This window comes from Streptomyces sp. NBC_01460 (genome assembly GCF_036227405.1).
In the GTDB taxonomy this organism is placed as follows: domain Bacteria; phylum Actinomycetota; class Actinomycetes; order Streptomycetales; family Streptomycetaceae; genus Streptomyces.
This window is the reverse complement of sequence record NZ_CP109473.1, coordinates 3,456,166-3,468,631: the sequence shown is the minus strand read 5'-3', so window position 1 is coordinate 3,468,631 and position 12,466 is coordinate 3,456,166. Positions and strand designations below refer to the sequence as shown.

Annotated in this window: 13 protein-coding genes and 1 tRNA gene; 8 read left to right on the top strand and 6 right to left on the bottom strand. The window is 71.7% G+C overall.

Annotated features, from left to right (window positions below):
* Window positions 1-207: 207 nt before the first annotated feature.
* Both OG488_RS15300 and OG488_RS15295 read left to right on the top strand, forming a co-directional pair.
* Window positions 208-291: transfer RNA gene (locus OG488_RS15300), tRNA-Leu, on the top strand.
* A gap of 315 nt (window positions 292-606) precedes the next feature.
* Window positions 607-1,494 carry a Bax inhibitor-1/YccA family protein gene (locus OG488_RS15295; protein WP_329229654.1) on the top strand — a complete coding sequence of 296 codons (888 nt, stop codon included), beginning with the start codon at window positions 607-609 and terminating at the stop codon, window positions 1,492-1,494.
* Window positions 1,495-1,577: 83 nt separating this feature from the next.
* On the opposite strand, the gene OG488_RS15290 is transcribed toward OG488_RS15295, so the two are convergent.
* Entirely contained in the window at window positions 1,578-1,808 is a 231-nt protein-coding gene (locus OG488_RS15290; RefSeq protein ID WP_329229652.1) for a DUF4287 domain-containing protein, read from the bottom strand.
* 100 nt (window positions 1,809-1,908) lie between these two features.
* Between OG488_RS15290 and OG488_RS15285 the strand changes: the two genes are divergently transcribed.
* On the top strand, window positions 1,909-2,238 hold the full coding sequence (locus tag OG488_RS15285) for a hypothetical protein (protein WP_329229650.1): 330 nt from the start codon (window positions 1,909-1,911) through the stop codon (window positions 2,236-2,238).
* On the opposite strand, the gene OG488_RS15280 is transcribed toward OG488_RS15285, so the two are convergent.
* The 3 genes from OG488_RS15280 to OG488_RS15270 all read right to left on the bottom strand — a co-directional run bounded on the left by OG488_RS15280 (window position 2,235) and on the right by OG488_RS15270 (window position 5,989).
* Window positions 2,235-3,089 (bottom strand): hypothetical protein, encoded by an 855-nt coding sequence (locus OG488_RS15280; protein WP_329229648.1) that lies wholly within the window; start codon window positions 3,087-3,089, stop codon window positions 2,235-2,237. The two genes, OG488_RS15285 and OG488_RS15280, sit on opposite strands and share 4 nt — an antisense overlap.
* Window positions 3,090-3,564: 475 nt before the next feature.
* Complete coding sequence (locus tag OG488_RS15275; RefSeq protein WP_329229646.1) at window positions 3,565-4,785, bottom strand: acetyl-CoA C-acetyltransferase; 1,221 nt, start codon at window positions 4,783-4,785, stop codon at window positions 3,565-3,567.
* 160 nt (window positions 4,786-4,945) lie between these two features.
* The gene (locus OG488_RS15270) at window positions 4,946-5,989 is read right to left on the bottom strand and encodes an SGNH/GDSL hydrolase family protein (protein WP_329238669.1); all 1,044 of its coding nucleotides are present in this window, start codon (window positions 5,987-5,989) and stop codon (window positions 4,946-4,948) included.
* Window positions 5,990-6,144: 155 nt separating this feature from the next.
* On the opposite strand from OG488_RS15270, the gene OG488_RS15265 reads away from it, so the two are divergent.
* Entirely contained in the window at window positions 6,145-7,548 is a 1,404-nt protein-coding gene (locus tag OG488_RS15265; RefSeq protein WP_329229644.1) for a cystathionine beta-synthase, read from the top strand.
* 296 nt (window positions 7,549-7,844) lie between these two features.
* On the opposite strand, the gene OG488_RS15260 is transcribed toward OG488_RS15265, so the two are convergent.
* Window positions 7,845-8,264, bottom strand: a complete 420-nt coding sequence (locus OG488_RS15260) for a hypothetical protein (RefSeq protein WP_329229643.1) — start codon at window positions 8,262-8,264, stop codon at window positions 7,845-7,847.
* A gap of 128 nt (window positions 8,265-8,392) precedes the next feature.
* Between OG488_RS15260 and OG488_RS15255 the strand changes: the two genes are divergently transcribed.
* Entirely contained in the window at window positions 8,393-9,196 is an 804-nt protein-coding gene (locus OG488_RS15255; RefSeq protein WP_329229641.1) for a maleylpyruvate isomerase family mycothiol-dependent enzyme, read from the top strand.
* A 111-nt stretch (window positions 9,197-9,307) separates the two neighbouring features.
* The gene (locus OG488_RS15250) at window positions 9,308-10,105 is read left to right on the top strand and encodes an SAM-dependent methyltransferase (protein ID WP_329229639.1); all 798 of its coding nucleotides are present in this window, start codon (window positions 9,308-9,310) and stop codon (window positions 10,103-10,105) included.
* A gap of 41 nt (window positions 10,106-10,146) precedes the next feature.
* Here the strand turns inward: OG488_RS15250 and OG488_RS15245 are convergent, their stop codons facing one another.
* Window positions 10,147-10,728 carry a thioredoxin domain-containing protein gene (locus OG488_RS15245; RefSeq protein WP_329229637.1) on the bottom strand — a complete coding sequence of 194 codons (582 nt, stop codon included), beginning with the start codon at window positions 10,726-10,728 and terminating at the stop codon, window positions 10,147-10,149.
* A 185-nt stretch (window positions 10,729-10,913) separates the two neighbouring features.
* On the opposite strand from OG488_RS15245, the gene OG488_RS15240 reads away from it, so the two are divergent.
* Together OG488_RS15240 and OG488_RS15235 are read left to right on the top strand one after the other, a co-directional pair.
* Entirely contained in the window at window positions 10,914-11,759 is an 846-nt protein-coding gene (locus OG488_RS15240; protein ID WP_329229635.1) for a MurR/RpiR family transcriptional regulator, read from the top strand.
* A gap of 167 nt (window positions 11,760-11,926) precedes the next feature.
* Window positions 11,927-12,466, top strand: a complete 540-nt coding sequence (locus tag OG488_RS15235; RefSeq protein ID WP_329238667.1) for a hypothetical protein — start codon at window positions 11,927-11,929, stop codon at window positions 12,464-12,466.

The window sequence follows — 12,466 nt, the reverse complement described above, 5'->3', positions numbered from 1 at the left end:
TGGGCCGTACGAGTGCGGCGAGTTTCCGTCATTCCCGTTTGCCGGGGTTCGTCCCCACCGGCCGGTCCGGGCGTGTGCTGATGCGGTGCGGGGTGTCTGACGGACCCTCACACGATCAATAAAATAAGACAACATCGAGCGCATGTTCCGCTGTTCGAGGGATGCCCCCGGATAGGGTCTTTGCCACACGCGAAGCCGCGCGCCCACGCCCGGGTGGTGGAATGCAGACACGGCGAGCTTAAACCTCGCTGCCTCCTCGGGGGCGTGCCGGTTCGAGTCCGGCTCCGGGCACTCGCTCGCCGAGGCGTGGGTGCCCGCGGAACGGCCGCGTCGCGCGACGGACGGCGTCCCGCGCGTGAAGGCGCTGCGAAGACACCCGGTCACCCTGCGTATGCGATTCCCGCTCGTCGCCCGGTGCGGGAAGGGTGCGGAGGGACGGGCTGGACCCGCAGGCCTCGTGCCCGGATCCGGACAGGTCATGCGCGGAGCGGAGCCGCTCGCCCGGTGCGACTTCTCTCAAAGATCCTCCTCTGGCACTAGGGTGATTGTTTTGCCTACCCATTACTCTTGTGGCAAGGCCACGCACGGTGGCCATGGAGGAGTGAAATGAGGAGCAGCAACCCGGTCTTCTCGCGACGGGGGTTCAGCCGCGACAACGGCTACGCGGGCTTCAACGCGGCGCCGCAGGCCGGGGCCCCCGCAGCGGGTGCCAACCCGTACGCGCAGGGCACCGCCGCCAACCCGTACGCCACGAACCCCTACGCCCAGCAGGACACCCAGTACGGCGCCCCGCAGGCGCCGGCGCACTCCGGCGCGATGACGATCGACGACGTCGTCACGCGTACGGCCATGACGCTGGGCACCGTGGTGCTCACCGCCGCGCTCTCCTGGGCCCTGCTCCCCGTCGACGAGGCCAATCTCGGCAAGTCCTACGGCATCGCCATCGGCGCGGCCCTGGTGGCGTTCGTCTTCGCGATCATCCAGTCCTTCAAGCGCAAGGCCTCGCCCGCGCTGATCCTGGCCTACGCGGCCTTCGAGGGTGTCTTCCTCGGGGTGATCTCCAGCACGGTCAGCACCTACATCAGCCCCGGCACGGTGATGCAGGCGGTGATGGGCACCATGTGTGTCTTCGCCGGTGTCCTCATCGCGTACAAGATGCGCTGGATCCGCGTCACCCGCCGTTTCTACGGCTTCGTGATGGCCGCGGCCATGGGCTTCGTGCTCCTGATGATGGTCAACCTGCTGTTCAGCGTCTTCGGTGGCGGTGACGGCCTCGGCTTCCGCAGCGGTGGCCTCGGCATCCTCTTCGGAGTCATCGGCATCATCCTCGGTGCGTGCTTCCTGGCCCTGGACTTCAAGCAGGTCGAGGACGGCATCAACTACGGCGCACCGCGCGAGGAGTCATGGCTGGCGGCCTTCGGCCTCACCCTGACCCTGGTGTGGATCTACCTGGAGATGCTGCGTCTGCTCTCCATCCTCAACGGGGACGACTGACCCCGTAGGCACGACGACGACGGAACGGCCCGCAGGCACCGCCTGCGGGCCGTTCCGTCGTCCGCGGGGAGTCGCGGGTGCGGTCAGAGCAGCTTGCGCGCGGCTCTGCGCAGGTCGTACTCGTGGATGATCGCCTTGGCGTGGCCGTAGGTGAGGTCGTGCTCGCTCCGCAGCCAGCTGACCTTCTCCTCGAAGCGGAGGAGGGAGGGTCCGTCGTCGACGGTGCGGAGCCAGTCGGCGATGTCGCGACCGGTGCAGTGCGGGATCCGGGAGAGCAGGTTGCGATGGGTTTCTTCGGAGAAGACTTGAGACATCGGCGCCTCCGACGCAGTACGCGTTGCTGTTCCTTCCCGACACCGTGCCCGAGCGTCGGCGCGTTGGCAACCATCCTGCGGGGGCGCGTAGGGTCACGGCGTGCTCGATACGACCCCTCTGATCACTGCCGTGGACCGATTCGCCGACCGGCTGCGGAGCACTCCGCAGAGCCGGCTCCAGCAGGGCGTGGCCGCCGAGGCCCTGGCGACGGCCAGGGAGCTGTCCACGCGCGCCCAGCGGGCCGAGGAGCGGGACCGGGAGCCGAGGACGATGCCGGACGTCGGGATATTCGCCGTCGGTGACCAGCTCGCCGTCGCGGGCCGTGACCTGGCCGTGGCACTGGAAACGGCCTCGTCCCAGGAGCTGGACGAGGCCGTGCGGCGTGTCGAGGAGGCGGCGGCGCGGGCGTTCGCACCCGGGCCGCGCTAGAACGAGGCGATGACGCGGTCGGCGAGGATGTAGACGTTCTCCTTGCCGCACGAGAACGTCAGCGCGTAGGCCCCGGAGACGCCGGAACCACCCAGCAGCACCGGCTGCTCACCGGAGCGCAGCGAGGCGGCGAGCCGCTCGGCGGTCTCGCGGTGGCCCGGGGTCATGCAGAGCGTGGTGCCGTCGGCGAAGACGTACACGTCGAGGGTCCCCAGGGGGCCGGGGCGCACGTCGGTGAGCTCCGTGGCCGTATCGGCGAGCCGCTCCAGCCTGTTCACGGTACGCTCATGGTCGGTGACCACCGGTGTCTGCACCGGGATGAAGTCCGGGTGGGACGGGTGGCGGCGACGGGCCGCGGCCAGCTCGGGGGAGTCCTCGGGGAACTCCGCGTACTCGGCGGCCTCGGGAAGGTCGGTGAGCTCCGCCAGCCCCACCAGCTCGTCCAAGGCGTCGCCGGCTTCGAGATCCATCGCCTCCAGGCCCACGAAGTCGGTCTGCCGCGGCATGAAGAACGGGACGTCCTCGCCGAACCCGCCCAGCAGCGACGGCGCGTCGGCGGCGTCGCGGGCCTCCTGCGCGGCCCAGAAGGCGCGGGCCTCGGCGAGCTCGCGCTCGCGCTCCTCGGCGAGGGCCTCGGCGACCGCCGCGCGTATCTCCTCGACGGGGGTGCTGGTGCTCCGGTTCTGCTGCTCGGGCACGGACGCCCGCGGGCTCCGTCCCTCCGCCAGCTCCGTGCGCAGGGCTGTGACCTGCTTGCGCAGCCCGTGAGCAGCGTGCAGAGCGGCGGCGCCGACAGCCGTGGCAGCGGCGGTGGTCAGCAACAGGGCAAACGGCATGGCGCTCACTGACATACTCCCGGTTTCAATCGACACCCCCGACTTCCTACATCAGCTTGTCCTGTACCGGTGCCTGCTGTCAGTGCATTACGTCACGAATTGGACAGGTCTTTGTGCCCGGTGTTTAGCCTTGTGTCCGGTGTGACCTGGGGAAACGACTCTCCCCCGGGACGCAGATCACATCCTGGGGGAGATTCGGTCACGATCGGAGCTCGGCCTGATTCGAAACGGCCCCCGCGCGGGACGGGCGGAGCGCCGGAGGCCCGGAAGCCCGGCCTCCGCTGCGGCTCAGCTCAGCCGCTCCGTGTCCGTGGTCGCGCTGAGCTTCGCCTCCGCTGCGGGCCGGTGCCGCCCTCGTACCTCGGACGCCCCCGACCCTCCGCTGCGACTCAGCTCAGCCGCTCCGTGTCCGTGGTCGCGCTGAGCTTCGCCTCCGCTGCGGGCCGGTGCCGCCCTCGTACCTCGGACGCCCCCGACCCTCCGCTGCGGCTCAGCTCAGCCGCTCGATGACCATCGCCATGCCCTGGCCGCCGCCGACGCACATCGTCTCCAGGCCGAACTGCTTGTCGTGGAACTGCAGGCTGTTGATCAGCGTGCCGGTGATGCGCGCGCCGGTCATGCCGAACGGGTGGCCGACGGCGATCGCGCCACCGTTGACGTTGACCTTGTCCAGCGGGAGGCCGAGGTCCCGGTAGGACGGGATGACCTGGGCGGCGAACGCCTCGTTGATCTCGGCCAGGTCGATGTCGTCGATGGTCAGGCCGGCGCGCTTCAGCGCCTGCTTGCTGGCCTCGACCGGTCCGTAGCCCATGATCTCGGGGGACAGGCCGGAGACGCCGGTCGACACGATGCGGGCCAGCGGGGTCAGGCCCAGCTCGCGCGCCTTGGTGTCGGACATGATCACGAGCGCGGCGGCGCCGTCGTTGAGCGGGCAGCAGTTGGCCGCGGTGACGAGTCCGTCGGGGCGGAACACGGGCTTGAGGCCCTGCACGCCCTCCAGGGTGACGCCGGCGCGGGGGCCGTCGTCCTTCGAGACGACCGTGCCGTCCGGCGTGGTCACGGGGGTGATCTCGCGCTCCCAGAAGCCGTTCTTGATGGCTTCCTCGGCGAGGTTCTGCGAGCGGACGCCGAACTCGTCCATGTCCTGGCGGGTGACGCCCTTGATCCGGGCAAGGTTCTCGGCGGTCTGCCCCATGGCGATGTACGCGTCCGGGACGAGGCCCTCCTCGCGCGGGTCGGTCCAGCTCGTGCCCTCCTGCTCGGCGCGGGCGGCGGTGCGGGCCTCCGCCTCGGCGAAGAGCGGGTTGCGCGTGTCCGGAAGGCTGTCGGAGTTGCCCTTCGCGAAGCGGGACACCATCTCGACGCCGGCGGAGATGAAGACGTCGCCCTCGCCGGCCTTGATGGCGTGCAGCGCCATGCGGCTGGTCTGGAGGGAGGACGAGCAGTAGCGGGTGACCGTGCAGCCGGGGAGGTGGTCCATCCCCATCTGTACGGCGATGATGCGGCCCAGGTTGTTGCCCTGCTCGCCGCCGGGGAGGCCGCAGCCGAGCATCAGGTCGTCGATGTCCCTCGGGTCCAGCTCGGGGACCTTGGCCAGCGCGGTCTGGATGATGGTCGCGGTCAGGTCGTCCGCGCGCAGGTCCTTGAGGGACCCCTTGAAGGCCCGGCCGATCGGGGAACGGGCAGCAGAGACGATCACGGCTTCGGGCATCACGCGGCTCCATGAGGGCTGGAAGGCAGGAAGGCTGGGCTGCCTTGGAAGTTACCCGGACGTATAGCTGAGGTCACCCGACAGGCGATGTGATGCGGACCTCTTTTCTAAGCAACCGCTCAGTCGCCCGCATTGTTCCGCCCGCGCGGGGGAGCCGCGCTCAGGCCCGCCGCCACGTCGCCCCCGACCCGTGTCCGGGGACCGGCCCGCCGTCCGTGTCCGTCCCCGTGTCCTTGTGGGGCACCGGCTCGGTGTGGGCGGGCAGGCGCCGCCGCCTGCGGTGCTTCAGCAGGGCCCAGGGCGCCCGCGCACCCGTCACCTCCGTGCCGGCCTCCCGCGCGGCGCGGGAGGCGGCCTTGGCGACCGGCAGCATGCCCTCGCGGCGCGAGCCGTCCAGATGGTCGGACTCCGGCCACAGGCCCAGGACGGCGCACAGGGTGGGCAGCATCGCCATCGCGGCGGTCGCGTACCCCTCGGCCGAGGGATGGTAGTTGTCGGGGCCGAAGAGCTCCCGGGGATTCGCCTCGAACTCCGGCCCCAGCAGGTCCCCCAGCGAGACCGTGCGGCCGCCCTGCTCCACCGCGCCGATCGTCTGGGCCGCCGCCAGCTGGCGGCTCACCCGCCGGGCCAGCCAGCGCAGCGGCTGGTAGACCGGCTCGATCGTGCCCAGGTCCGGGCAGGTGCCCACGACCACCTCCGCACCGGCGGTACGCAGCCTCCGCACCGCCGTGCCGAGGCAGCGCACCGACTGCGTCGCGGGCATCCGGTGGGTCACGTCGTTCGCGCCGATCATGATCACGCAGACGTCCGGCACTCCTGAGGGGTCCGCGAGCACCAGGGAGACCTGGCGCTCCAGGTCGTCCGACCGGGCGCCCGGCAGGGCCACGTTCCGGAGGTCCACCGGCTGTTCGGCCACGGCCGCGAGCCCGGACGCCAGCAGGGCCCCCGGGGTCTGCCCGGCCCTGCGCACGCCCTGCCCCGCCGCCGTCGAGTCACCCAGCATGACGAAGCGCAACGGGTCGGCGGGGCCGGCGAACGCCACCCCGTACCGTCCGTCCGCACTCGGCGGGACCGGAGCCTTGCCCCCGCCCACGGCCCTCTTCGCCAGCTGTACCTCGGCCAGCACCACGCCCACCGTCGCCGCACCGATCAGCCCGACGCTGCCGCCCCCGTAGGCCGCACCCGCTGCGATCCGCCGTGCCACCCTCGCTCTCGACACAGTCCGGTCCACCTCCTCCGTGCCGTACAGCCGTACACAGCACTACCTGCCCCGTGGAGGGCGTAGCTCAATCGCTTCGTCCAATCTCCTGCCCGTACGCATACTCTTGGCGGACCATCACGGAGATCCCGGAGTACACGGTGCAATTCCACGATTCGATGATCAGTCTTGTCGGCAACACCCCGCTCGTCAGACTGCGCAATGTGTCGGCAGGCATTCAGGCGACGGTCCTGGCCAAGGTCGAGTACTTCAACCCCGGCGGGTCGGTGAAGGACCGCATCGCGCTGCGCATGATCGAGGCGGCCGAGCAGAGCGGGGAGCTGAAGCCCGGCGGCACGATCGTCGAGCCGACCAGTGGCAACACGGGTGTCGGTCTGGCCATCGTCGCCCAGCAGAAGGGCTACAAGTGCATCTTCGTCTGCCCTGACAAGGTGTCCACGGACAAGATCAACGTCCTGCGCGCGTACGGCGCCGAGGTCGTCGTCTGCCCGACCGCCGTCGACCCCGAGCACCCGGACTCGTACTACAACGTCTCGGACCGCCTGGTCCGCGAGACGCCGGGGGCCTGGAAGCCCGACCAGTACTCCAACCCCAACAACCCGCGCTCGCACTACGAGACCACGGGTCCCGAGCTCTGGGAGCAGACGGAGGGGAGGATCACCCACTTCGTCGCGGGCGTCGGAACCGGCGGCACGATCACCGGTACGGGCCGCTATCTCAAGGAGATCAGCGAGAACCGGGTACGGGTCGTCGGCGCGGACCCGGAGGGCTCCGTCTACTCCGGCGGCTCCGGGCGCCCCTACCTGGTGGAGGGGGTCGGTGAGGACTTCTGGCCGAGCGCCTACGACCGTACGGTCACGGACGAGATCGTCGCGGTCTCGGACAAGGACTCCTTCCAGATGACCCGCCGCCTCGCCAAGGAGGAGGGGCTGCTCGTCGGCGGCTCCTGCGGCATGGCGGTCGTCGCGGCCCTGGAGGTCGCCCGGAGCCTCGGCCCCGAGGACGTGGTGGTCGTCCTGCTGCCGGACAGCGGCCGCGGATACATGAGCAAGATCTTCAACGACGAGTGGATGGCCGACTACGGCTTCCTGGAGGACACCGGTCCCTCGGCCAGGGTCGGCGCGGTGCTCGACTTCAAGGACGGCCCGCTCCCCTCGCTCGTGCACATGCACCCCGAGGAGACGGTCGGCCAGGCCATCGACGTCCTCCGGGAGTACGGCGTCTCGCAGATGCCGATCGTGAAGCCGGGCGCGGGACACCCGGACGTGATGGCCGCCGAGGTCATCGGCTCCGTCGTGGAGCGTCAGCTCCTGGACGCGCTGTTCACCCAGCGGGCGACGCTGTCGGACCCGTTGGAGAAGCACATGTCGGCCCCGCTGCCGCAGGTCGGCTCGGGGGAACCGGTCGAGGACCTGATGGCCGTGCTCGGTGGGGCGGACGGTGCCGATGCGGCGATCGTGCTCGTCGAGGGCAAGCCGACAGGGGTCGTGAGCAGGCAGGACCTGCTGGCCTTCCTCGCGAAGGACGCCTCGCCCAAGTCGTAGCGGGCAGGTTTCCGGGGTTCGCGAAATCGGTACGAGCGCGACACGTCCACGCAGCACCGGCTTAACACGGCACCGGCACAGTAAGGGGTGTCGGCAGGGAAACCCGCCGGCCCACCTACGGCGACACGGACTACGGAGCGGCTCCCGGACCTCCACCGTCGCCAGGACGCGGCGCCCGGCCCTGACCCGGGACCGCGTCCCTCGCGGGGACCGCCGTCGTCCCGCCCCCCGGCAACGGGGGTGCGGCGGTCCCCGCGACTATCCACGCGCGTGGACCCCGTGCGGCGCGGGAGGGCTCAGACGTCCCACTCGGAAGCGGTCCGCCGCTTCTCCCTGGTCCACGGCCACGCGCGAGCGGCATGGACGGCGTTCACGCCGAAGATCCCCAGCCAGGCCACGACGAGCCCCTTGATCCCGGCGTTGGCGACGCCGATCGCGGACAGCGGGACGGCGAGGACCAGCGAGACGACCCCGAGACCGAACCGCTCCCCGAAGGTCCCGAGCGGTCCGGCGGGCCGCGGGACGCTCCGGGCCGCGGCCATCCGCTGCTCGGCGAGCTGGCGCCGCGTCCGCTGGTCGTGCGTGCCGGCGAACCGTTGCTCCACCTTCTCCAGGAACGAGTCGATCAGCACGGACTCGTACTCCGGCCCCAGCTCGCCGCGGGCCTGCAGGGTGGCGTCGAGCTCTCGCCTGAGCTCAGGGTCACGGGCTTCCATGCGCCCTACGGTACGAAGCCGGGCCGTCCGGGTCAGTGGGGTTAGCCCCCCTGTTTCGGGGCCGGTCGCGCAGGGCGGGGCGTGGCGCGTCGGCGTAGCGTTGACCGAGCGAGACGGGAGGCGCGCCCATGGCCACCACGACATCGTCCGCCCGTGCCATCCCCCGTACCTCGGGAACGCGGGCCCGCCTGGTCAACGAGGCCGAGCTGCGGGCGACGCTCTCCACGTTCCGTGAGCTCTCCGACGAGGACTGGCGGCGTCCCACGGTCTGCGAGCGCTGGACGGTCCGGGACATGCTCGCCCACACCGTCGGCCAGTACGAGGAGCTGCCGCGCCCCTGGGTCGCGGTCCGCCGGATCCGGCAGGCGGGGCGGACCCATCCCCACCTCGGCCGGCTGGACGGGCACAACGAGGTCCAGATCGAGGACCGGCGGGCCGTCCCGGGGCGCGAGCTGATCGGCGCCCTCGCCCACTTCGCCCCCCAGGCACTCATCGCCCTGCGCCGCATCCCGGTGGCCGTCCGCCGCAGGGTCCGGCCGAGCCTGCTCTACCCGGAGGCGAAGGCCCTGCCCGACGACTCGATGGACTACCTCGGCAACGTCCTCATCGCCCGCGACACCTGGATGCACCGGGTGGACCTCGCCGACGCCGTCGGGGCGGAACCGGTCCTCGACGGGCACGACCGGGAGATCGTGGACCAGGTCGTGCTGGATCTGGCCCTGGCCTGGACGGGCCCCGCCGTGGAGATCGACCTCCGGGGTCCTGCGGGAGGCAGCCGTCTGCTGGGCATCGGCACCCCGGCGGCCACACTCCGCGCGGAAGCGGTCGACTTCGCCCGGCACGTGTCGGGGCGCCCGGTGCGCGGCCGGCTGGAGGTGGAGGGGGACCCCGGGGCGCGGGAGGCGCTGGTGGCGGCCCGCGTCGTGTTCTGACGCCGCCGCCCACGTCCGGTCGGGCGTTCCGGCCCGCCTCCTGGGCATCAACAGGCCTCTGTAGGCTGCGTGTTGACGACGCTCCCAGACCGACTCCCTCCAGGAGGACACGTGCCCGAGCCGGCGGACCGGATCAACACCACGCAGCCCCACACCGCCCGGATCTGGAACTACTGGCTGGGCGGCAAGGACAACTACCCCGTCGACCAGGCAGCCGGTGACCACATCCGCACCCTGCACCCGGGCATCGGCGACTACGCCCAGGCGGACCGGCTGTTCCTCGGGCGGGCGGTGCGTCACCTCGTCGCCGATCAGGGGATCCGCCAGTTCCTCGACATCGGCACCGGTCTGCCCACCGCCGACAACACCCACGAGGTCGCCCAGCGGCTGGCGCCGGAGTCCCGCATCGTCTACGTCGACAACGACCCGCTGGTGCTCGCCCACGCGCGCGCCCTGCTCACCAGCACGCCCGAGGGCAGCACCGACTACCTCGACGAGGACCTGCGCAACGTCGACGTGATCCTGGAGCACGCGGCGAAGAGCCTGGACCTCAGTCGGCCGGTCGCTCTCGTCCTGCTGGGCGTGGTCATCTTCATCGAGGACGACGACGAGGCGTACGGCCTCGTCCGCCGGCTCATGGACGCCCTGCCGTCCGGGAGCCACCTCGTCCTCTCCCACACGATCACCGACCCGTCGATGCCCGACGTGGACGCGGCGGTCGCGTTCTGGAACGAGAACGGCACGCCGAAGCTGACCCAGCGGACACCCGGTGACGTCACCCGGTTCTTCGACGGTCTGGAGCTCCTCGAACCCGGCGTGGTGTCGTGCAGCCGGTGGCGCCCCGAGCCGGGTGGCGAGGGCCTGCCGGACGAGGTGGCCATGTTCAGCGGGGTCGCACGCAAGCCCTGAGAGGGACCGGCCGGGTGCTCACGGCGGGGTACGGGCCGGCGTCACGGGGGAGTGACCTCGGCGAGGAAGGCCTCGGGCGTGACGGCGTACCCCAGGGAGTTGATGACGGCGACGGGAGTGCGGTCGATCAGGACCGTGGGGGTCGACCGGACACCGCTCGTCCCGAAGGCCGCCGACACCTGGGCCGCCCAGGGCAGGTAGGTGCGCTCCATGACCTTCTGCCGGAAGGCGTCGGTGTGCAGCGCCTCCACCTCGTCGGCCAGCCGCAGCAGGGTGGCCCGGTCGGAGAAGGCGTCCACCTCCTCGCTGGGCTGATCGGCGTACAGCGCGCGCAGGTAGTGCATGAACGGCTTCTGGCCCTCGTCCGCCGCGGCTCCCAGCGCGGCCAGCGCCTCCAGGGACCCGCTTCCGCCCGCGGCGTCGTCGATGAACGTGGCGAAATGGTGGTCGATCGCGAATCTGCCCTCGTCCGCGGCCCGCTCCATCACGGCCCCGAGGTCCAGCTCCATGCGCTTGCAGTAGGGGCAGCGGAGATCGGCGTAGACGCTCAGCACGTGTGCGGCGTCGGCGTCGCCGTAGCGGACGACGTGGCCGCCGGGCCCTCTCGTATTGGCTGGAATCATGATCCCAGGGTCGGCAGGGCGGGGCGGTCCCGCAATGCGAGCGGCCGGACCGGCGCTTACGGCCGGGGCGTCCGTGGCCGGAGCGGAGGGCGGGGCCGGGGCTGTATATGGACATGCAGAGCGCTTGCTGGCTGAATGGATCCCTCGGCGCCGGACCGGTGCGACGGAACCCTGGAGGGGACAGCATGAGCGGGAGCAGCCCGGCTGCGCGGTTGCAGCGGCTCTTCGAGGGGCAGCGGCTGACCCCCACCCAGCGGCGGATCGCGCACTCCATGGTGCGGCGGGCCGCCGACGCCCCGTTCCTGTCGAGTGTGGAGCTGGCCGAGCTGGCGGGGGTCAGCCAGCCGTCCGTCACCCGCTTCGCCGTGGCGCTCGGGTTCGACGGGTACCCCGCGCTGCGCAAGCACCTGAGGGACGTCCCCGCCGGTCCGGCCGGCGAGGGGGGCGTGGAGGAGCGCTTCAACGAGTACCAGCAGGCGGTGCTGGCCGAGATCGAGAATCTGCGGCAGCTCTCCGCACTGCTCGCCGATCCGGCTCCGGTGGAACGTGCGGGGCGCCTGCTCGCTGCGTCCAGGCCGCTGCTCGTGCTGGGACTGCGGGCCGCCTCCTCGCAGGCGCGGGGGTTCGGTTACTTCGCCTCGAAGGTGCACCCGGACGTACGGGTGCTCGACGAGGGCGGCAGCATGCTGCACGACCGCGTCGACGCCGCCAGGCGGGCGGGTGCGAGCGCGCTGATGTGCTTCGCGCTGCCGAGGCATCCGCGGGAGGTCGTGGACGCGCTGGCGTACGCCAGGGAGCAGGGGCTGACCGTCGTGACCGTGGCCGATTCGGCGTTCGCGCCGGTGGCCGCCCACAGCGACCTGCTGATTCCGGGCGCCGTGGGCACGGGGCTGGCCTTCGACACCGCGTGCGCCCCGATGCTGCTGGGGCGGGTGCTGCTGGAGGCCATGTGTGACGCGCTGCCCGAGGCGCAGGCGCGGCTGGAGGAGTTCGACGCGAGGGCCGCGTCCCGGGGGCTCTTCGTCGAGTAGCCGGCGTTCCGGGGCATCGGGGGGATGGGGCGGTCCGGCCTCCGCCGATTCTCAGACGTCGCTCATGTGTGCCTATTAATCTCCGCGCCCAGAGGGTCCAGAGGGTCCACAGGGAACCGTGGGAGAGGGAGGCGGACGTGGGGCGCGGAGCGCAGTCGTTGGCGAGGGTGGCCGTGATCGTTCGGGCCGGGGCCGCGCCGTTGTGGTGGCCGGGGCTGCTGGCGGCGGCCGTCGGGGCGTTCGTCCCGGGGCTCACCGGCCGGCGGATCGGCCTGCTGGCGGGAGCGGCACTGTTCCTGGTGGTCCTGGCCGTCGTGGCGTCCACGCGGACGGGGCGTTACGCGGAGCTCGCGAGGGGTGCCGCACGGGCCGGGCGCAGCGACTTCCTCCAGGACCGGGACGTGACCGTACGGAACTGGCGGCGCGCCCACCGCTGGTGGCTGGTGGCCGCGTTCCTGGTGGCGGTCGCGAGCGCGTACGCACTGCCGGGTGCCGGCGGGCTGGTGCTGGCCGGGGCGGGCGCCGGGCTCTGGCTGAAGGCCGCGCGGTTCGGGCGCAGGGAGCGGCGGGACGACGTCCTGTACTGGGTGCGCACCGACTGGGTGTCGCGCGGACGGCCCGCGGGCAAGCAGGTGCGGGCCTACCGCACGACCGGACCGGTGGCGGGGGACGCCGCGCCCGGTGGGGCGCGGCGTCGCCGCCGGTGA

Bases quoted from the DNA above. Each gene is read 5' to 3' on its own strand.
- OG488_RS15290 (WP_329229652.1), bottom strand. From the start codon at position 1,808: ATGTCTCAAGTCTTCTCCGAAGAAACCCATCGCAACCTGCTCTCCCGG.
- OG488_RS15280 (WP_329229648.1), bottom strand. From the start codon at position 3,089: ATGTCAGTGAGCGCCATGCCGTTTGCCCTGTTGCTGACCACCGCCGCT.
- OG488_RS15275 (WP_329229646.1), bottom strand. From the start codon at position 4,785: ATGCCCGAAGCCGTGATCGTCTCTGCTGCCCGTTCCCCGATCGGCCGG.
- OG488_RS15240 (WP_329229635.1), top strand. From the start codon at position 10,914: ATGAGCGGGAGCAGCCCGGCTGCGCGGTTGCAGCGGCTCTTCGAGGGG.
- OG488_RS15295 (WP_329229654.1), top strand. From the start codon at position 607: ATGAGGAGCAGCAACCCGGTCTTCTCGCGACGGGGGTTCAGCCGCGAC.
- OG488_RS15245 (WP_329229637.1), bottom strand. From the start codon at position 10,728: ATGATTCCAGCCAATACGAGAGGGCCCGGCGGCCACGTCGTCCGCTAC.
- OG488_RS15260 (WP_329229643.1), bottom strand. From the start codon at position 8,264: ATGGAAGCCCGTGACCCTGAGCTCAGGCGAGAGCTCGACGCCACCCTG.
- OG488_RS15255 (WP_329229641.1), top strand. From the start codon at position 8,393: ATGGCCACCACGACATCGTCCGCCCGTGCCATCCCCCGTACCTCGGGA.